Below are 24397 nucleotides of genomic sequence, written 5' to 3'. Positions count from 1 at the left end.
AAGGACGACGGCAGACTGCCGTCGTCCGACGGACGACTTATGTGCCGCGTCTCAAAACATCTCGAAATATTCGCGATGTTCCCAGTCGGAGACTTCGGCCTGGAACCGCTCGATCTCGGCATTCTTGATGTGGACGTAATAGTCCACGAACTCGGCGCCGAGCGCTTGGCGGAAGAACGGATCGTCGTTCAGCGCGAACACCGCCTCGCGCAGCGACTTCGGCAGCAGCGCGGCCTTGGTCTCGTAGGGCGTATCCGCCGACGGACCAGGATCGAGCTTGCGGTCGACGCCGTCGAGGCCGGAAAGGATTTGCGAGGCCATGTAGAGGTAGGGGTTCGCCGCCGGCTCGCCGATCCGGTTCTCCAGCCTTGTTGCCGGATCACCCGCGCCGCCGAGCACGCGGATCATGACGCCGCGGTTGTCGCGGCCCCAGATCGCGCGGTCCGGCGCCAGCGAGTAGGTGCGGTAGCGCTTGTAGCCGTTGATGGTCGGCGTCGTGAACACGGTGGAAGCCCGCGCATGCTCGATCAGGCCGGCGAGCCAGGCACGGCCGAACGGGCTTAGGGGTTCGCTGCCCTCCCTCGCCATAAAGGCGTTCTCGCCGTTGGCGCGCGACACCAGCGATTGATGCAGGTGCCAGCCGCTCGCAAACACATTCGGCAGCTTCGGCCGGCACATGAAGGTGGCGTGATAGCCATGGCGCCGCGCGATCTGCTTCACCGCTGAACGAAACAGCACCATATTGTCAGCCGGTACGAGGCCTGTCGTCGGTTGAAAAACGAATTCGCACTGGCTCGGGCCGAACTCGACCTCGACCGAACGCAGGGGCAGGCCGAGCGCAATGACGTCGCGGCGGATAATCTCGAGCGCCGGCTCCATCAGATCGTAGCGCTGCTCGGTCAGATATTGGTAGCCGTGCGACAGCAGGCTGACCGATGGCGGCCGGCCCGGCTGGCCGGCATCCTCCGGCGCCAAGTGGGCGTCGTCGAGCTTGAACAGATGGAATTCGACCTCGAGGCCGGCGACGAAATCGTAGCCGCGGCTGCCGAGTTGATCGAGCACCTTGCGATAGAGATGGCGGGTGGCGAACGGCACCGGCCGACCGTCGTTGAAATGGAGGTCGCAGAGCAGCCAGCCGGTGTTCGGCGCCCAGGGCAGCACGCGGAACGTAGTGGGGTCGGCGACCATCAGTACATCGGCCGCGCCCTCCATCTCCTTCATGCCAAAACCGCCGCCGGCGGTGAACACCGGAAACACCGTCCTGTGCGAGGTGTCCTTGGCCAGCATCGTCGTCGTGATCGAGCAGCCGCTCTCCAGCGAGCGCACCGCTTCACCAGCGATCAGCGTCTTGCCGCGCAGGATGCCGTGCTGGTCGGGGAAGGCCAGACGGATGACTTCGAGATTCTTCTCCTCGACGATGCGGCGAAGGCGGTGTGCCGCCTCCTTCTGCTCGTCCGACCACAGGCCGTGACGCTCGACAAAACTCACGGCGTTACTCCCACGTTGTTCGTCGTTCCGGGATGGTCCGAAGGACCAGACCCGGAACCTCGAGATTCCGGGTTCGGTGCTGCGCACCGCCCCGGAATGACGATGCCACAACCATCACTCCGCCGCCGTCAGATGATGCACCCGGCCTGCGATCTCGCGCGGTACCGGCGCAGCCCAGGGCGCGCCGCGGCGGCGCTTGACATCGACTTCCATCCAGTAGAGCTCCCAGCCTTGCGTCGGCCCGATGCCGTCCATGGTGGCGGGACCTTGAATGCTGCGCGCGGTGGCCTCGTCGAGGAACAGCATCGGCTGCTCGCCGCCGGACACCTTCTCGATCTCCTGCCGCAGCAGGCGGCGATATTGCACGATCGCCTTGTCGCTCTGGCCGAGATGCTCGTTGGTGCGGTCCTGGATCGGGCCCATCGATTCCACCGCCCACTGGTCGTGGACGTTGATGTCGGTGCCCATGCCGGTGTAGGTCTCAGTCGCCTGCTCATGCGGATCGAAGCCGTAATCGTTGCTGCGGTTCTTGCGCGACTTGTAGTCGGGCAGCTCATACAGTGCGAGCCGCTGGTCGCGCATCTTCTGCTTGTCGACAGCGTTCGTATAGCTGGTGAAGATCGCGTACCAGTAGCAGTTCTCGTCATCGATTGGCACGTGCCACTGCGTGATCGTCATCTCCGTCGACATCGGGATGACGAAGGCATGGGGGAACAGCTGGTTGGTGACGCGCACATGGGTGCGCTCGTCGTCGAGCTCGCGCAGCGCAATCAGCCGCAGGCCATATTCGGTGTGCTCGACATTGATGATCGGGCGATCGTGCTCGCGCAGGATTTTGGTCATCGGCATGTCGCTGCCGGCCGACGCCCCGCGAAACTGCTTGCCGTAGGCGGCGGATGTATCTTCATCCTCGAAGAAACGATGCAGATAGGACGCATGTGCCGGGTCGATGCCGACTTCGAGCGCCTGCAGCCAGTTGCAATTCATGTGGCCCTTGAACGCAAAAATGTGGCTGTCGGGCGCGATGAAGCAGTCGAGCTCCGGAAATGCCGGCGGCTCGCCCTCGCCGAGATAAGCCCAGAGGATGCCGCTCTTCTCGACCACCGGATAGGAACGCTGTTTGATGCCCTTGCAGAGCTGCGAACCGGCGGGCTCCGCCGGTGTCTCGATGCATTGGCCGCTCGCGTCGAACAGCCAGCCGTGGAAGGCACAGCGCAGGCCGCCATTCTCGAGCCGGCCGAAGGCGAGATCGGCGCCACGATGCGCGCAGTGACGGTCGATCAGCCCGTAGCGGCCGTCCTCGCGGCGAAATAGCACCAGGTTCTCGCCGAGCAGTTTCACCGGCCGTACCGGGCGCGCGCCCTGCAACTCATCGACCAGCGCCGCTGGCTGCCAGTACATCCGCATCAGCTTCCCGCAAGCGTCCTTAGCCCCGGTGCGGGTGATCAGGTCATTCGCTTCCTGGCTCATCATGGCGGCGTCTCCACTTAGATTTGTTCGCCTATTGAACGTATGTGCGAATTATGCCATGTCTTGATAGGACAGCAAGTCCAATTTTTGAACCGTTCAAAGCCGTACCCCAATGCCCAAGCTGAAGCGGACCGATCCGGACGAGCGCGCGACCGATTTCGTCGAGAGCCTCGATCGCGGCCTGCGCCTGTTGCAGGTGTTCGGCACGATCAGCGGCCCGGCGACGTTGAGCGACCTCGCTCGCGCCGCCGACCTGCCGCGCGCCACCGCGAGGCGCATCCTGTTCACGCTCGCGCATGGCGGCTTCGTCGCGACCGACGGCAAGCTGTTCGCCCTGACGCCGCATGTGCTGACACTATCGGGCTCCTATCTGCGATCGAACCAGGTGGTGACGGTGCTGCAGCCGGTGCTCGACCGTATCGCCACTGCAGCGCAGGAGATCAGTTCGCTGGCGCTGCTCGACGGCGACGATGTCGTGTTCGTGGCACGCTCGAGCCCGACGCGAATGTTCTCAGCCGGCCTCGACATCGGCTATCGCTTGCCTTCCTTCTGCACCTCGGTTGGCCGCGCCATGCTCGGCCGGCTCGATGACGCTGAACTTGCGGCACGGCTGAAGGCGATGCGGCGCGAGGCTGTGACGCCGCAGACCGTGACCGATCCGAAAAAACTGCTGGCCGCGATCATCGCCGATCGCGCGAAGGGCTATTCGCTCGTCGACCGCGAGGCCGAGCCGCATTTCCGTTCGATCTCGGTCCCGGTGCGCCGCTACGACGGCACCATCGTCGCCGCCATCAACATGGGCGCGCATGTCGACCGCGTGCCGAAGCAGGAGCTGATCGAGCGCTTCCTGCCGCTGCTGCGCGATGGCGCTGACGATGTGAAGAACAGGCTTCTGTGATCTCAGCACAGTTCGTTCTGCGTAGCCGACCGTGAACGCAATGGTTCGTCGCCGCGACAGACGGGAGTCCAAAATACCTGAGTGTCCACGTGACAGAGCCGAGCTTCACCATCCGCATCGTCGACGTCCCGCCCGGCGAAGCGCCGCATTGGGTGCGCGAGAAATGGGGCGGGCTGGAGCTACCGGTCGATCGCTATGCGCACCGTCGCCGGTTCTTCGGCTTCGGCGTGCTGTCATTGCCGCGGTCGTGGTGGAAGCAGTGGCTTTTCGTGCTGCTCGGTCGCGCCGAAGTCGTCGATGGCTATGCGGTGGACGCTGCAATTGCGATCGAGAAGTTGGCCGGAGCCAGCCCGGAGGCTGCCGCATGGTGGCGCGCCAATGCGTCAGAGGTGGTCGGCCCGGGACGCTATCTGCTCTTTCATGGACACGTCTGCCAGGTCGTGTGACATCAATTACAGCGCCACGCTGCGCAGGCCAAAACTGCGCGCCTCGTTCTGCAGCACCGGCCGCACGGAGTCGATCAGCCGCGCCGCGGCCGCATCGACCGAAAGCCCGGCGGTGTCGACCACGGCGGACGCGCGCGCGTAGAGCGGTTCGCGGCTGACCAGGATGTTGCGCAATTCTGCCATCGCGGAGCGATCGTCGGCCATCGGGCGCAGATCGCCCTGGCGGCGGACGCGGGCCATGTGCTCTTCCGGCTCGGCCTTCAGCCAGATGGTGTAGAACGACGACAGGATCAGGTCGAAGGTGAGCGGCTCGGAGACGATGCCGCCGCCGGTCGCCAGCACCATCAATTCCTTGCGCGCCAGAAGCTGCGTCAGCGCGGCCTGCTCCATGCGGCGGAAACCTTCCTGGCCGTAGAGAGCGATGATCTCGGCGACAGACAAGCCGTTCTGCGCCTCGATCTCCTTGTTGAGCTCGACAAAGCTCCAGCCGATCTTCTTCGCGAGCATCCTGCCGAGCGTGGTCTTGCCGGCGCCGCGCAGGCCGATCAGCGCGATGCCGGAGAACGAGGCGCGGCGTTGCGCCGACGCGCTGCCACCGGCGAGAATGTCCTTGGCCTGCGCGATCTGGCTCTGTGACGCTTTGCGCAGGAGATCGCGGATGACGGCCCAGTCGGGGATCGGCTCGCTCGAGGGAATGAGATCTTCGAGATGCGCGCCCATCGCGCCTGCGACGCGGCGCAGCAGCACGATCGAGACATTGCCTTTGCCGCTCTCGAGCTGGGCGATGTAGCGTTCGGAAATGCCAGAGACCTTGGCGAGCACCTTGCGCGACATGCCGCGCAGGGCACGCATCGTGCGCACGCGCTGGCCGAGCTGCTCGAGAAAGCCGGTTTCGGGATCGGTATCCTGGGTCATTATCCCTGTGCGACTCGCGGGTTCCGAAGCGTCTTCGAGCGAAGTGGCCGCCGGTTCGCGTGAAGAAAACGCGTCAAAACAAGAATCTAGCGGTTCGGTTCTGATTCGATCAGAGCCGAACCGCTAGGAAACATAATGCCGATGAGGATTGACAGCAAGCCAATGTAGTGGCTTTGTATGAATTATAATTCTTAAAAAGGCAGGAGAGGCCGCGTGACGCGTTCGGGTCCGAGGAGCGGGGCATGATTTACAATGCGGTGACCTGGCTGCTCGACCGCAATGTCGACGAGGGCCGCGGCGGCAAGATCGCCTTCGACGATACGGTGTCCAAACTCACCTATGGCGAGTTGCAGCAGCAGACGCGCCGGCTCGGCAACATGCTGCGGCGGCTCGGCGTCCGCCGCGAAGAGCGGGTCGCGATGATCATGCTGGACACGGTCGATTTCCCGGTCGTGTTTTTGGGCACGATCCGCGCCGGCGTGGTGCCGGTGCCGCTGAACACGCTGCTCACTGCCGAACAATACGGCTATGTGCTGGCGGATTGTCGCGCGCGCGTGCTGTTCGTCTCCGAGGCGCTGCTGCCTGTCGTGAAGGAAATCATCGGACGCCTGCCGGATCTCGAGCATGTCGTGGTCTCCGGCAAGGACGCGCATGGGCACACCAGGCTCGCCGACGAGATCGCGCGTGAGGACGATGTTTTCGCCACCGCCGCGACGCATCCCGACGAGCCGGCGTTCTGGCTCTATTCGTCGGGCTCGACCGGCATGCCGAAGGGCGTGCGCCATCTGCATTCCAATCTGGCCGCGACCGCGGAGACCTATGCCAGCCAGGTGCTCGGCATTCGCGAGGACGATGTCGGGCTATCCGCGGCCAAGCTGTTCTTCGCCTATGGCCTCGGCAACGCGTTGACCTTCCCGATGTCTGTCGGCGCCACCACGGTGCTGAATTCGGAGCGTCCGACGCCGGCCGTGATGTTCGCGCTGATGAACAGATATCATCCGAGTATCTTCTTCGGCGTGCCGACCTTGTTCGCGGCGATGCTGAACGATGAGGCGATGAAGGCGCAGGGTGGCGGCGATCGGTTGCGGATCTGCACCTCGGCCGGCGAGGCGCTGCCGGAATCGGTCGGCAACGCGTGGCGCGCGCGTTTCGGCGTCGACATCCTCGACGGCGTCGGCTCGACCGAACTGCTGCACATCTTTCTGTCGAACGCGCCCGGCGACATCAAATACGGCACCTCGGGCCGCCCGGTGCCCGGCTACAAGGTGCGGCTGGTCAACGAGACGGGTGTCGAGGTGGCCGACGGCGAAGTCGGCGAATTGCTGGTCGATGCGCCCTCGGCGGGCGAGTGCTACTGGAACCAGCGCGGCAAGAGCCGCGCGACCTTCGAGGGCGCATGGACCCGCACCGGCGACAAATATATCCGCGATGCCGAGGGCCGCTATACCTTCTGCGGCCGCTCGGACGACATGTTCAAGGTCTCCGGCATCTGGGTCTCGCCGTTCGAGGTCGAGAGCGCGCTGATCACCCATCCCGCGGTGCTGGAAGCGGCTGTGGTACCGGAAGCTGATCCGGAAGGACTGTTGAAGCCGAAGGCGTTCGTGGTACTGCGGCCCGGGGGAAAGACCGATGGCCTGCACGAGGCGTTGAAAGAGCACGTCAAGCAGAAGATCGGCCCGTGGAAATATCCGCGCTGGATCGATGTGGTGGATTCACTGCCGAAGACGGCAACCGGAAAAATACAGCGGTTCAAGTTGCGCGACGGCGCGCAATAGCCCCTCCACGCGTCGTCCCGGCGAAAGCCGGGACCATACGCCGCGGCCTTTGTTTTGAGAGATGCTGTTCCACGGCTTTTGCGCAATAACTGGAGCCTGTGGTTATGGGTCTCGGCTTTCGCCGGGACGACGAGCGAGGAGGGACCCGCCATGCAGAACTTAAACGCCACAGGCTTCCTCAGCATCGACAACTCTGATCTCGAATACCGCATGATCGGTTCGTCACCCGACGCCGCGCCCACCATCGTGATGCTGCATGAAGGCCTCGGCTCCGCCGGGCTGTGGGGTGACTTCCCCGAGAAGCTGCAGGCTGCGACCGGCGCCGGCGTGTTCGTCCATTCGCGCGCCGGTTATGGCGCCTCGACATCAGTGAAATTGCCGCGCCCGATCGACTACATGCATATCGAGGCGCTCGATGTGTTGCCGAAGCTGCTCGATAGCATCGGCTTCCGCCGCGGCTTGCTGCTCGGTCACTCCGACGGCGCGTCGATTGCGGCGATCTATGCCGGCGCGCATCAGGATCATCGCCTGCAGGGCATTGCACTGATCGCGCCGCATTTCATCGTCGAGGACATCTCGGTCACGTCGATCGCCGAGATCAGGACGGCGTATGAGACCACCAACCTCCGCGACAAGCTCGCGCGCTGGCACAAGGATGTCGACAACGCCTTCCATGGCTGGAACGGCGCCTGGCTCGATCCAAAATTCCGCGACTGGGATATCTCCGAATATCTCGCCTATGTCCGCGTGCCCGTGCTGATCGTGCAGGGCGTGGACGATCAGTACGGCACGATGCGCCAGGTCGAGATCGCCAGGGAGGAGTGCTACTGCCCGGTTGACGTCGCCGTCATCGCCGGCGCCGGCCATTCGCCGCACCGTGAGGCGCCCGCGGTGACGCTGGAGGCGGTCACCGAATTCGCTCTCGCGGCGCTTCGCGACGACCAGACGTTGGCCGCCTGACATTCATCTCCGGCCGTAGGCCATTGGCCGAACGGGGAATTTGGCCAACATGAAACAAAATGCATGTTTTTGCGTTTTGAACTAGACCAGATCGAAAACATGCACTATTGTGCATGAAGTAAATCCAACGAAGCGCAACCAATAAACTTGAAGGGTGGCCCAATGGCTGGCGACGATCGGGTCCTTGCAGGCGGGGCGAAATACATCGATTTCCAGACCGAGCCGTCGCGCTACCGGCACTGGAAGCTGGACGTGCAGGGCGATGTCGCGACGCTGACCATGGACGTCGACGAGAATGCCGGCCTGTTCGAGGGCTATCAGCTCAAGCTGAATTCCTACGATCTCGGCGTCGATATCGAGCTGGCCGACGCCGTGCAGCGGCTGCGCTTCGAGCATCCGGACGTGAAGGTCGTGGTGATGCGCTCGGGCAAGAACCGGGTGTTCTGCGCCGGCGCCAACATCCGCATGCTGGCGGGCTCGACCCACGCGCACAAGGTCAATTTCTGCAAATTCACCAACGAGACCCGCAACGGCCTGGAAGATTCCTCGGAGAATTCCGGCCAACGCTTCATCACCGTGATCAACGGCACCGCGGCCGGCGGCGGCTATGAGCTGGCGCTCGCAACCGACCACATCATGATGGCCGATGATGGTGCTGCCGCCGTCGCGCTGCCGGAAGTGCCGCTGCTCGCGGTGTTGCCGGGCACCGGCGGGCTGACGCGCGTCGTCGACAAGCGCAAGGTGCGCCGCGACCACGCCGACTTCTTCTGCACCATCGAGGAAGGCATCAAGGGCAAGCGCGCCGTGCAGTGGCGGCTGGTCGACGAGATCGCGCCGAACAGCAAACTCGAAGGCAAGCTCGCCGAGCGGGTCAAGGAATTTGCCGCGAAGTCGAGCCGCAATGGCTCCGGCAAGGGTCTTGCGCTGACGCCGCTGAAGCGGACCATCGACGACAGCGCGATCCGCTACGGTTTTGTCAGCGTCGATATCGACCGCGCCGCGCGGATAGCGACGATCTCGATCAAGGCGCCGGAAGCGACCGCGCCGGCGGGCATCGACGGCATGATCGCGCAAGGCGCATCGTTCTGGCCGCTGCAGGTTGCCCGCGAGCTCGACGATGCGATCCTGCATCTGCGCATCAACGAACTCGGGATCGCGATGCTGGTGTTCAAGAGCCATGGCGACCGCGCCAATGTCGTCGCCTATGATGCGTTCCTCGAGGCCAACAAGGCGCACTGGCTGGTCAACGAGATCAGGCATTACTGGAAGCGCGTGCTGAAGCGCATCGATGTCACCTCGCGGACGCTGGTGACGCTGGTCGAGCCCGGCTCGTGCTTCGTCGGCACGCTGGCCGAACTCGTGTTCGCCGCCGACCGCTCCTACATGCTGATCGGCCAGAAGCAGGGCGACAACCGTCCGCCGCCGGCGATCGAACTCACCGCGATGAATTTCGGGCCCTATCCGATGAGCCACGGCCTGACCCGGCTGCAATCGCGCTTCCAGGCCGACCCAATGGATGTTGAGCGCGCGCAGGCGTCGATCGGCAAGGCGCTCGACGCCGAGGAGGCCGAAGAGCTCGGCCTCGTGACTTTCGCGCTCGACGATATCGATTGGGACGACGAGGTGCGGGTGTTCGTCGAGGAACGCACCTCATTCTCGCCCGACAGCCTCACCGGCATGGAGGCCAATCTGCGCTTCGCCGGCCCGGAGACCATGGAATCGAAGATCTTCTCGCGCCTCACCGCGTGGCAGAACTGGATCTTCCAGCGCCCGAACGCGGTCGGTGAAGAGGGCGCCCTGCGCCGCTACGGCACCGGCCAGAAGGCGCAGTTCGATATGACGCGCGTCTAGAAATCTTGCTGCGTCATGGCCGGGTTTGTCCCGACCATCCACGTCTTTCGCTCGATGAGAAGGAAGACGTGGATGCCCGGCACAAGGCCGGGCATGACGGGAAATGAACCCAAGGAGCACGGCCATGAACATCATGAACGTCGACTACTCGACCAAGATTCCCAACAACGTGAATCTCGCCGAGGACCGCCAGGTGCTCAAGGCGCTGGAGGGCTGGCACCCCGGCTATATGGACTGGTGGAGCGACATGGGCCCGGAGGGTTTCCAGGAATCGCTGGTCTATCTGCGCACCGCGTATTCGGTCGATCCGCGCGGCTGGGCCAAATTCGACTATGTGCGGATGCCGGACTACCGCTGGGGCATCCTGCTTGCACCGCAGGAAGAGAACCGCGTGATTCCGTTCGGCGAGGATTTTGGCAAGCCGGCCTGGCAGGAAGTGCCCGGCGAGCATCGCGCGATGCTGCGCCGCCTGATCGTGATCCAGGGCGACACCGAGCCGGCATCGGTCGAGCAGCAGCGCCATCTCGGCAAGACCGCGCCGTCGCTCTACGACATGCGCAATCTGTTCCAGGTCAATGTCGAGGAAGGCCGCCATCTCTGGGCGATGGTCTATCTGCTGCAGAAATATTTCGGCCGCGACGGCCGCGAGGAAGCCGATGATTTGTTGCGCCGCCGCTCCGGCGATGCGGATTCGCCGCGCATGCTCGGCGCCTTCAACGAAGCGACGCCGGACTGGCTTTCATTCTTCATGTTCACCTACTTCACCGACCGCGACGGCAAGATGCAGCTACATTCGCTGGCGCAGTCGGGCTTCGATCCGCTGTCGCGCACCTGCCGCTTCATGCTGACCGAAGAAGCGCATCACATGTTCGTCGGCGAGACCGGCATCACCCGGGTCGTGCAGCGCACCTGCGACGCCATGCGCGAAGCCGGCATCACCGACCCGACCGATATCGCCAAGGTCCGCGCGCTCGGCGTGATCGACCTGCCGACCATCCAGAAGAAGCTGAACCTGCATTATTCGCTGTCGCTCGATCTGTTCGGCTCAGAGGTTTCGACCAACGCGGCGAACGCCTTCAACACCGGCGTCAAGGGCCGCTACAAGGAAACCACCATCGAGGACGATCACCAGCTCAAGAACTCGACCTATCCGGTGCTCAAGCTCGTCAATGGCGAGATCAAGCGGGTCGATGAGCCGGCGCTGACCGCGCTCAACATGCGGCTGCGCGACGATTACTCGCAGGATTGCATCAAGGGCATGCTGCGCTGGAACAAGGTGATCTCGTCATCGGGCTACGACTTCAGGCTGGAGCTGCCGAACGTCGCCTTCCATCGCCAGATCGGTGAGTTCAGGGATGTCCATGCGACGCCCGACGGTCTGCTGATCGACGATGCCACCTGGGTCAAGCGCAGGAACGAGTGGCTGCCGTCGACCGCGGACGGCGACTTCATCGCTTCGCTGATGAAGCCGGTGACCGAGGCCGGTGAGTTCGCCTCCTGGATCTCGCCGCCGAAGGTCGGCATCGACAACAAGCCGGGCGACTTCGAGTATGTGAGGATCGAGACCTGAGATAGATGCGAATGGGGAATGGCGAATAGCGAATGGAAGAACTGCTATTCGCCATTCGCTACTCACTATTCGCTATCTACTATTTGGTTTGAGCCAGGTCGTTGCGGTTGGGCAATTCGGTGGTGCCGTCATGAGTGAAGAGACTTTTCCAGGCCCGGGCCTGCGTCCGCTGCGGCTTCAGATTGGCGAGCAGACGATCACGGGGTTCGAAAGCCCAGGCAGCGGCCGCCCGATCCTGCTGATCCACGGCAATTCATCGTCATCCCGGATCTGGCAGAAGCAACTCGAGGGGCCGCTCGGCGCCAAATATCGGCTGATTGCGATCGATCTTCCCGGCCACGGCGAATCGTCGCCGGCGTCCAATCCGGAGCAGGACTATTCAGGTCCGGGTTATGCGGGGTGCATCGCTGCCGTCGCGCGCGAACTCGATCTGAAGGACGCTGTCGTGGTCGGCTGGAGCCTTGGCGGACACGCCGTGCTCAATGCGGCGCCTTCACTGCTGATGGTGGCCGGGCTGATGATTTTCGGCACGCCGCCGCTCGGCAAGACGCCGGATGGATTCTCCGGCTTCAAGGGGCTGTCGGCGACCGCCTTCACGCCGGCGCCTGGTGATGCCGACATCGCGGAGTGGCTGACATCGGCGTTCGCGCCGGGCTATTCGTCGATACCATCGTTCGTCGAAGCTGATTTTCGCCGCACCGACGGCAACGCGCGCGGCTATCTCGGTGCCAGCGCGCAGGCCGGTCGCTTCGCCGACGAGGTCGAGATCGTGCGCGATCTCAAGATCCCACTCGCGATCGCGCAAGGAAGCGAAGAGCAGATCGTCGATCTCGGCTATCTGCAGCGGCTGTCCGCGCCGACGCTGTGGCGCGGACAGGTCCAGGTGATCGACGGCGCCGGCCACGCCACCCAATGGGAGAAGGCCGAAGCCTTCGACCAGATCCTCGACGATTTCGCGTCGAGCGTTTGAGCACGGTCTGTCATCACCCGCGAAAGCGGGTGATCCAGTATTCCAGAGACCGCGCGGCATGAAGCGAGAAGCCGCGGCGTACTGGATGCCCCGGTCAAGCCGGGGCATGACAGTAAGACGGCGATCGATCGACTGAATATTCCGCGCGCCTACCCCGCGATCTCAAGTCCCGCGTTCGCGTACACCACGCCGCCATCGACCGCGATCGTGTTGCCGACCACGTAGTCGCCGGCGCGTGAGGCGAGATAGATCGCAACCCCCGCCATGTCCTCATCAGATCCGATCCGCCGCGCTGGAATGCGTTGTGCGACCTCGTCCGAATGGTCGCGGGCGGCACGGTTCATGTCCGACTTGAACGCACCTGGCGCAATCGCGGTGACGTTGATATTTTCCTTGATCAGCCTGGTTGCCATGCGCCGCGTCAAATGGATCACCGCGGCTTTGCTCGCGGCGTAGGAATAGGTCTCGCCCGGATTGACGAAGATGCCGTCCACCGAGGCGATGTTGATGACCTTGGCGGGGCGATCAGGCGACGCTGCGGCGCGAAGCGGCTTCGCCAGCGCCTTGGTCAGGAAGAACACCGACTTGACGTTGAGGTCCATGACTTTGTCCCAGCCGCTTTCCGGGAATTCGTCGAAATCCGCGCCCCAGGCGGCGCCTGCATTGTTGACGAGAATGTCGAGCTTCGGTTCCAGCTTGATGATTTCAGCCGCGAGCTTGTCGCAACCGGCAACCGTCGAAATGTCGATCGGCAGCCCGATGCATTCGCCGTCATAGGCGCTCGTGAGTTCCTTGGCGGTCGCCTCACACGGCCCGGCCTTGCGCGCGGTGATGTAGACCTTCGCGGCTCCCTGCGCGAGGAAGCCGGCCGCGATCATCTTGCCGATGCCGCGCGATCCGCCGGTCACCAGCGCGACGCGGCCTTTGAGTGAGAACAGATCCTTGAACATGTTGCCTCCCTGATTCAGGCCAAGCGTTCTGGGCGCGTTGGCCGGGCTAGTCAAGGAACCGTCCGGGCCTGCGGGGACGTTCAATCATCCTGCACCATGCGGTGCTGCTGCACGGGTACGATCAAGTATTCTTGAGATGTGATGCAGTGCACAAATTCGCGGAGCGGTTTGCTGCATCATGCCCGTGGGTGGAATTCCAAGGCAAGTTTCGAGGCTAATTTCGAGGCAGGAGTTCCTGATATGAAGCATGTTTCATTGCCGGCGATGGGCGTGACGCCCGTCACCCTCGTTCCTTTTGGCAGACGACGCAAAGGTTTGTTCGCGTCAATTCTCGACGCACTCCACCACTCGCGGCAGGCTCAGGCGCGCCGCGTCATCAAGCGGTATCAGCATCTGATCGATCGGGCCGAGCGGCGCCGCGCCGAACTGGAGGGGCACGACAATGTCGGTCACTGAACGGTCGTCCGCGCGCAAATCGCTGATCCGGATTCCTGAGCTCAGCGAGACCACGTGGCTTGCCGCGATCGCGGTCGGATTTCTCGTCCTTCACCTTCTCACGGCGATCTTGCTGATGCCGGTCGCCAAGAGCGATCCGGCAAGTCAGCGGGAAGAGACGAGAGCCGTTCTCACCGACTAGCATTCCTCGCAGTCATTCCATCATTGCCGCTATCAGCCGGAGGTCAGTTCATGGCCGACGTCACGTCATTCCTTGTGCTCAGCGCCGCGGTGTTCTGCGGCGCCTTCGTGTCAGGTCTCGCCGGCTTCGCCTTCTCCGCGGTCGCCGGCGCCATTCTGTTGCATGCGATGCCGCCGACCGAGGCGGTGCCGCTGATGATGGCCTGCAGCGTCGGCGTGCAGGGGGCCAATCTCTGGGCGCTTCGACAGAACATTCAGTGGAAGCAAAGCCTGCCGCTGATTCTCGGCGGCCTGCTCGGTGTGCCGATCGCGCTCTGGCTGCTGCACAACACAGACAGCCGCATTTTCCGCGAAGGTTTTGGGGTGTTGGTCGCCGTCTACGCCGGGTACATGCTGTTCAGGCCGGCGATCGCCTACGTTCAAGCAATGCACCAGGGGCGCAATGCGCTCGTCGGATTCGGCGGCGGCCTGATCGGAGGGCTGACGGCGATGCCCGGTGCCTTGCCGACCATCTGGTGCGACATGCACGGCGTGCCGAAGCAGCAGCAGCGCGGCCTGGTGCAACCCTTCATTGCCGCGATGCAGCTCTCCGCACTGGCGATGCTGCTGTTGCATCACGACCTGCCGTTATCAGTCGTTCGCGACGTCGTTCTCGGTGCGCCGGCGCTGCTCGCCGGATCGTGGCTTGGAATTTTCGCGTTTCGCAATATCAACGAGGCCAATTTCAGGCGCGTGATTCTCGGCCTGCTGCTGGTTTCAGGCTTGCTGCTGGTGGTTTGACGATTACGCCGCGTCGATGCGGCGGAAGCCGTTCCACATCGCGGTGGCAGCGCCGGAGGTCAGGACCGGCAGGATGCGCGCATCCTGGTAGTTGCCGTTTAGCGAGACGCGCTGCAGGGCGGTGAGATGGTTGGCGCTTTCCGGGAACAGCATGCCGGGCCGGGTCGTCACCGCGGTCTTGAAGCCGATTGTCCTGGCGAGCGCGAATTCGCGTTGGCCTGCGGCGATCCTGTCGCCATAGGGATAGGCGAGATGCAGCACCGGCCGCTGCAAAGCGTCCTCGATCCGCGCGCGGCTGGTTGCCAGCTCGAACGATGCGGTCGCCTCGGTCTGTTTGGCGAGATTACAATGGGTGATGGTGTGCGCGCCGATCGTGACCAGCGGATTGGCGGCAAAGCTCCGCAACTCGGCCCAGGACAGGCAGAGTTCGCGTGAGATTGCGGTTTCGTCGACGCCGTGGCGGGTGCAGAGCGCCGAGATCTCGCGTTGCATATCCGCTTCGCCCGGCAATGACCGCAGCCAATCGTGCATGCGGTCGAACGTTGCCTGCTTTGCCTGCGCCGTCGACGCGTCGAGCCGCGTCATGGTCCCGCCGATCGGCACCTCGATCGCTGTTACCGCAGCGATCGCCCGCTCCAGCGCGATCCACCACAGCCGGCCGCTTCCCTCGGCGAAATCGCTGGCGACATAGACGGTCAGCGGTGCGTCAAACTCGCGCATGACCGGCAGCGCAAAATCCCTGTTGTCGCGATAGCCATCGTCGAAGGTGAAGCAGGCGAAGCGCCGCGCGAAATTCCGTTCGACGAGGCGATGATGCGCCTCGTCCATGCTGACGATATCGATGTCGAGCGTGCGCAGATGTGCCAGCGTTGCGCGCAGGAACTCCGGTTCGACCGCGAGATGGCGATTTGGCTGGAATGCGTCGTCGCGCCGCGGCCCGACATGATGCAGCATGAAGATGACGCCGACGCCGGCCAGGACCGGCCGCAGCAGCATATGCGCACCTGAATAGTACAGTGCCTCCAGCCCGGCGCGGATGACGGTGTTGCGAAGCTGTTTCATGAGGGCGCGGGCCGGCCGATTTGCATTCCGGGCTGAACTTAGCGAAAGACCATTGAAGAAACCATTAGCCGAACCTCACACGGCGGCTCTGCCATCCAGCGTGAATTGGGGTTTGACAGTCGGCCAAGGGTTTGTTTTCTCTCTGGTTCCGGAGCCGCAGGACCCTGAATGCACGGACTTTTCAAGTGGAGCAGCAAATGGTGGCCCGGCGTGATTCCGCTGGTCATCTTTTGGGGTATCGCAGCCTGGACGAGCACCGCAACGGTCGAGGGCGATCTTGCCGCGCGCGCTAATGCCGCACTCAAGGATACCGTTCTCGACAAGCGTCGCATCAGCGTCGACGGCCGCGATGTGACCTTCGCGGCCAACGCGTTCTCCGAAGACGGCCGCGTCAGCGCGGTGGCTTCGGTGGAAGCGGCGCCGGGCGTGCGATTGGTTAACGATGAAACCCGGCTCGTTCCCGAGGCCAAACCGTATGTCTGGTCCGCCGAACGCGACGTCGTCCGGGTGACGCTCGGGGGCAATTCTCCGCTGCCGTCGAGCAAAAGCAAGCTGATGGAGGCCGCGAAGGCCAATCTTGGCGGCGTCGAGGTGGTCGATCAGATGGGGCTCGCCCGTGGCGCGCCACAGCGGTTCGACGCTGCGGCGCTGCTGTTGCTCGACCAGATCGGCAAGCTGAAGGACGGCAAGATCACGCTGACCGACAGCAAGGTTGCTCTCGCCGGCATGGCGCGCGACCTCGGCGGCCGCGAGGCGATCGCGGCGGCGCTGAAGAACCTGCCGGAGGGCTACTCGGTCGCCGCCAACGACATCCAGGCGCCGCCTTACATATTCCAGGCCTACAAGGATCCGGTCGCGGTGACGCTGACGCTGACGGGGTACGTCCCCGACAACAACGTGCATGCCGCGCTGGTTGCCGCCGCCGGCCGTAAATTCTTCAGCGAAAAGGTCGTCGACAATCTCAAGGCCAGCGTCGGCGCGCCATCGGGCTTTGCCGCTGCCGTGGTGCCGGCGCTCGGCGCGCTGTCGCGGCTGTCGACCGGGACGCTCGTGGTGTCGGACCGCGTGGTGAAACTGTCGGGCGATGCGCTCTATGACGCCGCCGCGGGCCAGATCCGCAACGGGCTCGGCAAGGACTTTCCGCAGGGCTGGCAGTACAAGGCCGAGGTCTCGGTCAAGCCCGCCGCCGCGCCGGTCGATCCCACGGTGTGCCAGCAGCTGTTTTCCGAGATCCTGTCGAAGGGCAAGATCCGCTTCGAATCCGGCAAGGCCGACATCGTCGCGGATTCAGGAGGCCTGCTCGATCGCCTGATCGAGACCGCGATGCGCTGCCCGAACGCGACGATCGAGATCGCCGGACACACCGACAGCGACGGCGAGGAAGCCGCCAACCAGACGCTGTCGGAGAAGCGCGCGCAGGCGGTGACGGATTATCTGGTTCGCGCCGGCCTGCCGGCCGAGCGCTTCATGCCGATCGGCTATGGCAGCGCGCAGCCGATCGCCGGCAACGACAGTGAAGACGGCAAGGCGCAGAACCGCCGCATCGAATTCGTGGTGAAATAGGGATGACCGCGCTCGCGACATTCTTCTGGGGTTGGCTGCTGGCGGCCGCGCTGCTCGGCTTCTGCATGGGCTGGATCGCCGTGGTGCATCGGGCGCCGGGCGTCTCGAAGCTCTGGATACGCTTGCTGGCGCTGCTCGCCGCAGCCTTGGTCGCCGCGTCGTTCACACGGATCGTCCCCGGCCGCTTCGGCTACTGGCTCGATCTCTTCCTGGTGATGTTCGCGCTCTATCTCTGCGGCTGCGCCGTCGGCTCCTGGCTACGCGACTGGGTGGTCTCGCGCAGCCGGCCGGCGAGCTGACGCTCAGCCGCCGCGACGCGGTGGCGTGTCGTTATCCGTAGTTTCCCGGTGTCACTTGTGGCGGCTTGAAGGGCGATCTGCCGCTTCAGCACCACAAAGCTTGTCGATGCGGCGGGAAATGCTCAAATTTGTGCATCTGCTGTCATGAATCGTCCCTAATATCTTGATGAAGCGCGATTTATTCTCGCCTGACGAATTCCACTCCGGCCCAAAACGCGCTAATGGGGGCAGGGAGCGAAGCGTCGGCGGGGTTCGCCCGAGAGCCGTCGTCGCGGAATCGCAATTCGAGGTCTAGATGCTGGAAGCAATACGCAGGGCGATCGCGTTTCTGCGGCAGAAGCAGGTCCTGCACAGGCTTGGTGTTGTCATCAGCGTCGCTGTTATCGCGATCGCTTGCTACGTTCTCTATCACATGCTGCGCGGCATCGACACCAACGAGGTGATCGAGGCGATCAAGAGCACCGAGCCGCGCCAGATTGCGCTGGCCGCTTTGTTCGTCGCGGCGGGCTACTTCACCCTGACCTTCTATGACCTGTTTGCGGTGCGCGCGATCGGCCACGCCCATGTGCCCTATCGCATCAATGCGCTTGCCGCCTTTACCTCCTACTCGATCGGCCACAATGTCGGCGCCAGCGTCTTCACCGGCGGCGCGGTGCGCTACCGGATCTATTCGGCCTGGGGGCTGAACGCGATCGACGTCGCCAAGATCTGCTTCCTCGCCGGGCTGACCTTCTGGCTGGGTAATGCCGCGGTGCTCGGTCTCGGCATCGCCTACCACCCGGAGGCCGCCGCCAACATCGACCAGCTGCCGCCCTGGCTCAACCGCGCCTTGGCGTTCGCGATCATCACCGCGCTGGTTGCCTATGTGGTCTGGGTCTGGGCCCAGCCGCGGGTGGTCGGCCGCGGCCCATGGACGGTGACCCTGCCGGGCGGGCCGCTGACGCTGCTGCAGATCGTGATCGGCATCGTCGACCTCGGCTTCTGCGCGCTCGCGATGTACGTGCTGGTGCCGGATGAGCCGAATCTTGGCTTCGTCGTGGTCGCCGTGATCTTCGTGTCGGCGACCCTGCTTGGGTTCGCCAGCCATTCCCCCGGCGGCCTCGGCGTGTTCGACGCCGCCATGCTGGTCGGCCTCTGGCAGATGGACCGCGAGGACCTGCTTGGGGGCATGCTGCTGTTTCGGCTCCTCTACTATATTGCGCCGTTCGTCATATCTGTAATCTTGCTGACGTTTCGAGAAGTTATTCTCAGCGCCCGACTGAAGCGGCTGCCGCAGACTGATTCGGGTCCCCATGCCGGGCCGCAGCACGAGGCGGTCTATGTCCGCAAGCGTGGTGATTCCGGCATCTGACGAAGCGGCCAGTTGCCTCCTTGCGCGAAGCCGGCTTGGCCTCGCCAGAGGACGACATGAACCGACGGGAAGAAGGCCGCCGCGATGGCTATTGACGATTCGCCTTCATCGATGTTCTCGCCGTGGCCGGACCGGCTGCGCCACGCGGCCATCATCCTTTTGGCTGCGGCACTTGCACTCAGCGTGGTGGTTGCGCTCGGCGAATTGTCGCCAGTGCGCGCCTGCGCGGTGTTCGCCTGCATCGCGGCTGCGGCCCTGGTGCCATGGCGGCTGCACGATAACGCAACGTCGCGCGAGGATGTCCGCGGCGTCAATCCGGTCGAGACCGCTGCCGTCAATGCCGTTGTCGCCGGTATGCCGGATCCGGCCGTCTTGCTGGATCGCGCCGGCCGCGTCATCCACCTCAACAGCGCGGCGGCCGAGCTCGCGCCGGCGCTGCGCAAGAACGAGCTGGCGCAATTTGCCCTGCGTTCGCCCGAGATCATCACGGCGCTGCGCGAGGCGATCGCGACCACCGAACCGCGCCGCGCCACTTACACCGACCACGTGCCAGTTGATCGTTGGATGGAATTGGTCATCACGCCGGTCCCGGTGCCGACGCAGTTCGGCGGCACCGACAAGTGCATGCTGATGACCTTCCACGACCTGACGCCGCTGCGGCGGGTCGAGGAGATGCGCGCCGACTTCGTTGCCAATGCGAGCCACGAGCTGCGCACGCCCCTCGCCGCGCTGTCCGGCTTCATCGATACGCTGCAGGGGCCGGCCCGGGACGACGTCCGGGCGCGCGAGCGCTTCCTCGGCATCATGCACGGCCAGGCCACCCGGATGGCGCGGCTGATCGACGATCTGCTGTCGCTGTCCCGGGTCGAGCTCTCGGCCCATGTCCGGCCCGAAACCTCGATCGATATCGTGCCGATCATCCGTCAGGTCGCCGACGGGCTCGAGGCGCTGGCCAGCGAGCGCCAGGTCGAGATCGAGATCGACCTGCCCGAGAGGCCGGTCACGATCGCCGGCGATCGCGAGGAACTGCTGCGGCTGTTCGAGAACCTGATCGAGAACGCGCTCAAATACGGTGCCTCCGGCGGCCGCGTCATAGTGTCGCTAAGCCAGGCGGCGCAGACCGAGGCAAGCCCGGAAGTCCGTGTGATGGTGAGGGATTTCGGCCCTGGCATCGCGCCGGAACATCTGCCGCGGCTGACCGAGCGGTTCTACCGGGTGGACGTCGGCGACAGCCGGAACCAGGGCGGTACGGGCCTCGGATTATCCTTGGTGAAACATATTCTTAACCGTCATCGCGGCCGGCTTTTGATCGAAAGCGTGCCGAAAAACGGCGCTACTTTTACCGCCTGTTTTCCCCGCCTGAAGACCACGGTACCGGCACAAAGCTGAGCAGTTTCAGCTGCTTGGGCGTGTCATCCAACTGTCATCTAACCTTCGTAAAAGCAGCACCGACCGCTCCTAGATGGACCGGCGTGGGCGCGATCGGGCGCACTGGCGCTTCGCCCACAAGATGGAGACCACCCCATGAATTTCATCAAGACAATCGTCGCTGCCGGCCTGGTCGCCGCTTCGACGTCGGCCTTCGCTGCCGATATTACCGGCGCGGGCGCGACGTTCCCGTTCCCGATCTACTCGAAATGGGCCGACGCCTATAAGAAAGACACCGGCAATGGCCTGAACTACCAGTCGATCGGCTCCGGCGCCGGCATCAAGCAGATCCAGGCCAAGACCGTGACCTTCGGCGCCAGCGACGCGCCGCTCAAGGCCGAGCAGCTCGAGAAGGATGGCCTGGTTCAGTGGCCGATGGTGATGGGCGCGATCGTGCCGGTCGTGAACCTCGAAGGCATCAAGCCGGGCGACCTGATCCTGTCGGGCGAAGTGCTCGGCGACATCTATCTCGGCAAGATCACCAAGTGGAATGACGCGGCGATCGCCAAGCTCAATCCGAAGCTGACCCTGCCGACCGACGCCATCACCGTCGTGCGCCGTTCGGACGGCTCGGGCACCACCTTCAACTTCACCGACTACCTCTCCAAGTCGAACGCCGACTGGAAGTCCAAGGTCGGTTCGGGCACCGCGGTCGAATGGCCTGTCGGCGTCGGCGCCAAGGGCAACGAAGGCGTTGCCGGCAACATCAGCCAGACCAAGAACGCGATCGGCTATGTCGAATATGCCTACGCCAAGCAGAACAAGCTGACCTACACCGGCTTGATCAACAAGGCCGGCAAGACCGTGCAGCCGACCGTTGCGTCCTTCCAGGCCGCTGCTTCGAACGCCGACTGGGCCAAGGCTCCCGGCTACTACGTGATCCTGACCGACCAGCCGGGCGAAGCCTCCTGGCCGATCACCGCCGCGACCTTCATCCTGATGCACAAGGATGCGACCGACAAGGCGGCCTCGCAGGAAGCCATCAAGTTCTTCAAATACGCCTTCGAGAAGGGTGGCAAGATGGCTGAAGAGCTCGACTACATCCCGATGCCGGAGCCGGTCGTCAAGCTGATCGAAAAGACCTGGACTGCCGAGATCAAGAGCTAAGTTCAACGCTTCGAACCACGCCTGTGCCGCCTCAAGGGCGGCACAGGTCGAGTGACCAGACCCACGGCTCATCATCACCACAAGAGCCGAGGGTCCCGCGCCCGACCAGGCGCAGCCGGAACGGCGCCGGCCAAAACGCCAGTGAAGATCGCTTCGGGGGCGTAGCGGTTTGCGTAGCTTTCACATAGTAGAGAGGGAATTGGCGTGGCAGACATGGCTGTTCAGAGCGATGTGATGGAAGCTGCCGGACCTTACGATCGCGCCAAGGCCCTCAGCGCCTTCAGGCTCGGGGATGCCACCTTCTACTGGATCACCCGCATCTCCGCGATTTCCGTTCTCTTGATCCTCGGCGGCATCATTCTGTCGCTGATTGTCGGCGCCTGGCCGGCGATGAAGGAATACGGCTTCGCCTTCCTGTGGACCCAGCGCTGGGCGCCCTCGGCCGATCCGCCGGTGCTCGGCGCGCTCGGTCCGATGTACGGCACCCTCGTCACGTCGATCATCGCGATGCTGATCGCGATTCCGGTCGGCATCGGCATCGCCATCTTCCTGACCGAGCTCTGCCCGCAAATGCTGCGCCGCCCGATCGGCATCGCGATCGAGCTGCTGGCCGGCATCCCCTCGATCATCTACGGCATGTGGGGCTTCTTCGTGCTGGGCCCGTTCCTCGCCAACTACTTCCAGCCGTTCATGATCAGGATCTTCGAAGGCGTGCCGGTGCTCGGTGCGGTGTTCGGAGGTCCGCCGTCCTATCTCAGCCTGTTCAACGCCGCGCTGATCCTCGCGATCATGGTGCTGCCGTTCATCACCGCGATCTCGGTCGACGTGTTCAAGACCGTGCCGCCGGTGCTGAAGGAAGCCGCCTACGGCATGGGCTGCACCACCTGGGAAGTGGTCCGCAGCGTCGTGATCCCCTACACGCGGGTTGGCGTGATCGGCGGCGTCATGCTGGCGCTCGGCCGCGCACTCGGCGAGACCATGGCGGTGACCTTCATCATCGGCAATTCGTTCCGCATCTCGTCGTCGATCTTTGCACCTGGCACCACGATCTCGGCGGCGATCGCCTCCGAATTCGCCGAGAGCGACGGGCTCCATCAGTCCGGCCTGATCCTGCTCGGCCTGCTATTGTTCGTGCTGACCTTCTTCGTGCTCGCCGGCGCGCGGCTGATGCTGATGCGGCTCGAAACCAAGGCGGGGAAGTGACGCCATGAACCCGATCTACAAATCCCGCCGCCGCGTCGACGTCATCGTCCGCCTGCTTTGTCTCGGCGCCGCGGTGTTCGGTGTCACCTGGCTGGCGCTGATCCTGGCAACGCTGCTCTACAACGGCCTTGCCGGCCTGAGCGTTCAGCTCTTCACCCAGAACACACCGCCGCCCGGCTCGACCGACGGCGGCCTACTCAACGCCATCGTCGGCTCGATCATCATGACCGTGATCGGTGTCGGCATCGGCGCGCCGCTCGGCCTGTTCGCCGGTACCTATCTCGCCGAATACGGCAAGAATGACCGGCTCACCTCGGTGATCCGCTTCATCAACGACATCCTGCTCAGCGCGCCCTCGATCATCATCGGCCTGTTCGTCTATGGCGCCGTCGTGGTGCCGATGCGCGGCTTCTCGGCGCTCGCGGGCTGCCTTGCGCTCGCGGTCATCGTGATCCCGGTCGTGCTGCGCACCACCGAGGACATGCTGCTGCTGGTGCCCAATCCGCTGCGCGAAGCGGCCTCCGCGCTCGGCCTGCCGCGCTCGCTGGTGATCAAGCGGATCGCTTATCGTGCCGCGCGATCGGGTCTGATCACCGGTGTGCTGCTGGCGACCGCCCGCGTCGCCGGCGAGACCGCGCCGCTGCTGTTCACCGCGCTGTCGAACCAGTTCTTCAGCCTCGACCTGACCAAGACGATGGCCAACCTCCCGGTGACCATCAACAATTTCGTGCAGAGCCCCTATGCCTACTGGAAAGAGTTGGCCTGGAGCGGTGCTTTGCTCATCACCTTCACCGTGCTCGCCCTCAATATCGGCGCGCGCATTCTCGGTGCCGAAAGGGCCACAAAATGACCGAGCTCTCCGTTTCGACGAATCCCCCGAGCCATGTTGCTCCGCATTCGCCGCTGCCGGATGCGCCGCCGAAGGTCACGGTGCGCAACCTCAATTTCTATTACGGCGAGCACCACGCGCTGAAGAACATCAATTTGACGCTCGGCACCAACCGCGTCACCGCGTTCATCGGCCCGTCCGGCTGCGGCAAGTCGACTTTGCTGCGCATCTTCAACCGGATGTATGATCTCTATCCGGGTCAGCGCGCCGTCGGCCAGCTGATGCTGGACCAGACCAACATCCTCGACGCCAAGCTCGACCTCAATCTGCTGCGCGCGCGGGTCGGCATGGTATTCCAGAAGCCGACGCCGTTCCCGATGACGATCTACGAGAACATCGCCTTCGGCATCCGCCTCTACGAGAAGATTTCGAAGTCCGAGATGGACGACCGCGTCGAGAAGGCGCTGCGCGGCGGCGCGCTGTGGAACGAGGTCAAGGACAAGCTGAACGCCTCGGGCCTCTCGCTCTCCGGCGGCCAGCAGCAGCGCCTGTGCATCGCGCGCACGGTTGCGGTGCGGCCCGAAGTGATCCTGTTCGACGAGCCGTGCTCGGCGCTCGATCCGATCTCGACCGCCAAGGTCGAGGAGCTGATCCAGGAGCTGTCCGAGGACTACACGATCGCGATCGTCACCCACAACATGCAGCAGGCGGCGCGCGTCTCCGACAAGACCGCCTTCATGTATCTCGGCGAACTGATCGAGTTCGACGACACCAACAAGATCTTCACCTCGCCGAGCGATCGACGTACCCAGGATTACATCACCGGCCGGTTCGGTTGAGGAGATA

23 protein-coding genes are annotated in these 24397 nt (G+C 63.9%); 18 read left to right on the top strand and 5 right to left on the bottom strand.

Going from position 1 to position 24397, the window contains the following annotated elements; genetic code table 11:
- Nucleotides 1-51: 51 nt before the first annotated feature.
- Together UP10_RS29265 and UP10_RS29260 are read right to left on the bottom strand one after the other, a co-directional pair.
- Nucleotides 52-1488, bottom strand: coding sequence for a glutamine synthetase family protein (locus UP10_RS29265; RefSeq protein WP_044590671.1), 1437 nt, complete (start codon nt 1486-1488; stop codon nt 52-54).
- Between the two features lie 114 nt (nt 1489-1602).
- Nucleotides 1603-2961, bottom strand: a complete 1359-nt coding sequence (locus UP10_RS29260; RefSeq protein WP_044590670.1) for an aromatic ring-hydroxylating dioxygenase subunit alpha — start codon at nt 2959-2961, stop codon at nt 1603-1605.
- A gap of 109 nt (nt 2962-3070) precedes the next feature.
- Here UP10_RS29260 and UP10_RS29255 point away from each other — a divergent pair, with 109 nt between their 5' ends.
- Entirely contained in the window at nt 3071-3856 is a 786-nt protein-coding gene (locus UP10_RS29255) for an IclR family transcriptional regulator domain-containing protein (RefSeq protein ID WP_044590669.1), read from the top strand.
- 89 nt (nt 3857-3945) lie between these two features.
- A complete protein-coding gene (locus UP10_RS29250) occupies nt 3946-4302 on the top strand; it encodes a hypothetical protein (protein ID WP_044590668.1) in 357 nt (118 codons plus the stop codon).
- A 6-nt stretch (nt 4303-4308) separates the two neighbouring features.
- On the opposite strand, the gene UP10_RS29245 is transcribed toward UP10_RS29250, so the two are convergent.
- Nucleotides 4309-5322 carry a helix-turn-helix transcriptional regulator gene (locus UP10_RS29245; protein ID WP_283807689.1) on the bottom strand — a complete coding sequence of 338 codons (1014 nt, stop codon included), beginning with the start codon at nt 5320-5322 and terminating at the stop codon, nt 4309-4311.
- A 137-nt stretch (nt 5323-5459) separates the two neighbouring features.
- Here UP10_RS29245 and UP10_RS29240 point away from each other — a divergent pair, with 137 nt between their 5' ends.
- The 5 genes from UP10_RS29240 to UP10_RS29220 all read left to right on the top strand — a co-directional run bounded on the left by UP10_RS29240 (nt 5460) and on the right by UP10_RS29220 (nt 12343).
- The gene (locus UP10_RS29240; protein ID WP_044590666.1) at nt 5460-6992 is read left to right on the top strand and encodes a benzoate-CoA ligase family protein; all 1533 of its coding nucleotides are present in this window, start codon (nt 5460-5462) and stop codon (nt 6990-6992) included.
- Between the two features lie 150 nt (nt 6993-7142).
- Nucleotides 7143-7952, top strand: a complete 810-nt coding sequence (locus tag UP10_RS29235; protein WP_044590665.1) for an alpha/beta fold hydrolase — start codon at nt 7143-7145, stop codon at nt 7950-7952.
- Between the two features lie 162 nt (nt 7953-8114).
- A complete protein-coding gene (gene boxC / locus UP10_RS29230) occupies nt 8115-9803 on the top strand; it encodes a 2,3-epoxybenzoyl-CoA dihydrolase (protein WP_044590664.1) in 1689 nt (562 codons plus the stop codon).
- Nucleotides 9804-9936: 133 nt separating this feature from the next.
- Complete coding sequence (boxB, locus tag UP10_RS29225; RefSeq protein ID WP_044590864.1) at nt 9937-11373, top strand: benzoyl-CoA 2,3-epoxidase subunit BoxB; 1437 nt, start codon at nt 9937-9939, stop codon at nt 11371-11373.
- A 130-nt stretch (nt 11374-11503) separates the two neighbouring features.
- Complete coding sequence (locus UP10_RS29220) at nt 11504-12343, top strand: alpha/beta fold hydrolase (protein WP_082077312.1); 840 nt, start codon at nt 11504-11506, stop codon at nt 12341-12343.
- Between the two features lie 149 nt (nt 12344-12492).
- Here UP10_RS29220 and UP10_RS29215 read toward each other — a convergent pair whose 3' ends face one another.
- A complete protein-coding gene (locus UP10_RS29215; RefSeq protein ID WP_044590663.1) occupies nt 12493-13293 on the bottom strand; it encodes an SDR family oxidoreductase in 801 nt (266 codons plus the stop codon).
- A gap of 168 nt (nt 13294-13461) precedes the next feature.
- Between UP10_RS29215 and UP10_RS29210 the strand changes: the two genes are divergently transcribed.
- The 3 genes from UP10_RS29210 to UP10_RS29200 are packed head-to-tail and all read left to right on the top strand — an operon-like array spanning nt 13462 to nt 14709.
- Complete coding sequence (locus UP10_RS29210) at nt 13462-13749, top strand: hypothetical protein (RefSeq protein ID WP_156180328.1); 288 nt, start codon at nt 13462-13464, stop codon at nt 13747-13749.
- Entirely contained in the window at nt 13736-13930 is a 195-nt protein-coding gene (locus UP10_RS29205; protein ID WP_044590661.1) for a hypothetical protein, read from the top strand. The genes UP10_RS29210 and UP10_RS29205 overlap by 14 nt, the downstream gene beginning before the upstream one ends.
- A gap of 50 nt (nt 13931-13980) precedes the next feature.
- Complete coding sequence (locus tag UP10_RS29200) at nt 13981-14709, top strand: sulfite exporter TauE/SafE family protein (RefSeq protein ID WP_044541076.1); 729 nt, start codon at nt 13981-13983, stop codon at nt 14707-14709.
- Nucleotides 14710-14712: 3 nt separating this feature from the next.
- On the opposite strand, the gene UP10_RS29195 is transcribed toward UP10_RS29200, so the two are convergent.
- A complete protein-coding gene (locus tag UP10_RS29195) occupies nt 14713-15771 on the bottom strand; it encodes a polysaccharide deacetylase family protein (RefSeq protein ID WP_044590660.1) in 1059 nt (352 codons plus the stop codon).
- 168 nt (nt 15772-15939) lie between these two features.
- On the opposite strand from UP10_RS29195, the gene UP10_RS29190 reads away from it, so the two are divergent.
- From UP10_RS29190 to pstB, 8 genes are all read left to right on the top strand, one after another.
- Nucleotides 15940-17334, top strand: a complete 1395-nt coding sequence (locus tag UP10_RS29190) for an OmpA family protein (RefSeq protein WP_044590659.1) — start codon at nt 15940-15942, stop codon at nt 17332-17334.
- 2 nt (nt 17335-17336) lie between these two features.
- On the top strand, nt 17337-17633 hold the full coding sequence (locus UP10_RS29185; RefSeq protein WP_044541079.1) for a hypothetical protein: 297 nt from the start codon (nt 17337-17339) through the stop codon (nt 17631-17633).
- A 295-nt stretch (nt 17634-17928) separates the two neighbouring features.
- Nucleotides 17929-18984, top strand: coding sequence for a lysylphosphatidylglycerol synthase domain-containing protein (locus UP10_RS29180; protein ID WP_044590658.1), 1056 nt, complete (start codon nt 17929-17931; stop codon nt 18982-18984).
- Nucleotides 18985-19068: 84 nt separating this feature from the next.
- A complete protein-coding gene (locus UP10_RS29175; RefSeq protein ID WP_044590657.1) occupies nt 19069-20373 on the top strand; it encodes an ATP-binding protein in 1305 nt (434 codons plus the stop codon).
- 135 nt (nt 20374-20508) lie between these two features.
- A complete protein-coding gene (gene pstS, locus UP10_RS29170) occupies nt 20509-21519 on the top strand; it encodes a phosphate ABC transporter substrate-binding protein PstS (protein ID WP_044541082.1) in 1011 nt (336 codons plus the stop codon).
- Between the two features lie 213 nt (nt 21520-21732).
- Nucleotides 21733-22722, top strand: a complete 990-nt coding sequence (gene pstC / locus UP10_RS29165) for a phosphate ABC transporter permease subunit PstC (protein ID WP_044590656.1) — start codon at nt 21733-21735, stop codon at nt 22720-22722.
- A 4-nt stretch (nt 22723-22726) separates the two neighbouring features.
- The gene (gene pstA, locus UP10_RS29160; RefSeq protein ID WP_044590655.1) at nt 22727-23572 is read left to right on the top strand and encodes a phosphate ABC transporter permease PstA; all 846 of its coding nucleotides are present in this window, start codon (nt 22727-22729) and stop codon (nt 23570-23572) included.
- Nucleotides 23569-24390: a phosphate ABC transporter ATP-binding protein PstB gene (gene pstB, locus UP10_RS29155; protein WP_044590654.1), complete on the top strand. Its 822-nt coding sequence runs from the start codon at nt 23569-23571 to the stop codon at nt 24388-24390. The genes pstA and pstB overlap by 4 nt, the downstream gene beginning before the upstream one ends.
- Nucleotides 24391-24397: the final 7 nt, after the last annotated feature.

The sequence above is a fragment of the Bradyrhizobium sp. LTSPM299 genome (genome assembly GCF_000938235.1).
Taxonomy (GTDB): Bacteria; Pseudomonadota; Alphaproteobacteria; order Rhizobiales; family Xanthobacteraceae; genus Bradyrhizobium.
This window is presented reverse-complemented; position numbering and strand designations above follow the sequence as displayed.

Bases quoted from the DNA above. Each gene is read 5' to 3' on its own strand.
- UP10_RS29260 (WP_044590670.1), bottom strand. From the start codon at position 2,961: ATGATGAGCCAGGAAGCGAATGACCTGATCACCCGCACCGGGGCTAAG.
- UP10_RS29255 (WP_044590669.1), top strand. From the start codon at position 3,071: ATGCCCAAGCTGAAGCGGACCGATCCGGACGAGCGCGCGACCGATTTC.
- UP10_RS29240 (WP_044590666.1), top strand. From the start codon at position 5,460: ATGATTTACAATGCGGTGACCTGGCTGCTCGACCGCAATGTCGACGAG.
- UP10_RS29235 (WP_044590665.1), top strand. From the start codon at position 7,143: ATGCAGAACTTAAACGCCACAGGCTTCCTCAGCATCGACAACTCTGAT.
- boxC (WP_044590664.1), top strand. From the start codon at position 8,115: ATGGCTGGCGACGATCGGGTCCTTGCAGGCGGGGCGAAATACATCGAT.
- boxB (WP_044590864.1), top strand. From the start codon at position 9,937: ATGAACGTCGACTACTCGACCAAGATTCCCAACAACGTGAATCTCGCC.
- UP10_RS29220 (WP_082077312.1), top strand. From the start codon at position 11,504: ATGAGTGAAGAGACTTTTCCAGGCCCGGGCCTGCGTCCGCTGCGGCTT.
- UP10_RS29215 (WP_044590663.1), bottom strand. From the start codon at position 13,293: ATGTTCAAGGATCTGTTCTCACTCAAAGGCCGCGTCGCGCTGGTGACC.
- UP10_RS29205 (WP_044590661.1), top strand. From the start codon at position 13,736: ATGTCGGTCACTGAACGGTCGTCCGCGCGCAAATCGCTGATCCGGATT.
- UP10_RS29200 (WP_044541076.1), top strand. From the start codon at position 13,981: ATGGCCGACGTCACGTCATTCCTTGTGCTCAGCGCCGCGGTGTTCTGC.
- UP10_RS29195 (WP_044590660.1), bottom strand. From the start codon at position 15,771: ATGAAACAGCTTCGCAACACCGTCATCCGCGCCGGGCTGGAGGCACTG.
- UP10_RS29190 (WP_044590659.1), top strand. From the start codon at position 15,940: ATGCACGGACTTTTCAAGTGGAGCAGCAAATGGTGGCCCGGCGTGATT.
- UP10_RS29185 (WP_044541079.1), top strand. From the start codon at position 17,337: ATGACCGCGCTCGCGACATTCTTCTGGGGTTGGCTGCTGGCGGCCGCG.
- UP10_RS29180 (WP_044590658.1), top strand. From the start codon at position 17,929: ATGCTGGAAGCAATACGCAGGGCGATCGCGTTTCTGCGGCAGAAGCAG.
- UP10_RS29175 (WP_044590657.1), top strand. From the start codon at position 19,069: ATGGCTATTGACGATTCGCCTTCATCGATGTTCTCGCCGTGGCCGGAC.
- pstS (WP_044541082.1), top strand. From the start codon at position 20,509: ATGAATTTCATCAAGACAATCGTCGCTGCCGGCCTGGTCGCCGCTTCG.
- pstC (WP_044590656.1), top strand. From the start codon at position 21,733: ATGGCTGTTCAGAGCGATGTGATGGAAGCTGCCGGACCTTACGATCGC.
- pstA (WP_044590655.1), top strand. From the start codon at position 22,727: ATGAACCCGATCTACAAATCCCGCCGCCGCGTCGACGTCATCGTCCGC.
- pstB (WP_044590654.1), top strand. From the start codon at position 23,569: ATGACCGAGCTCTCCGTTTCGACGAATCCCCCGAGCCATGTTGCTCCG.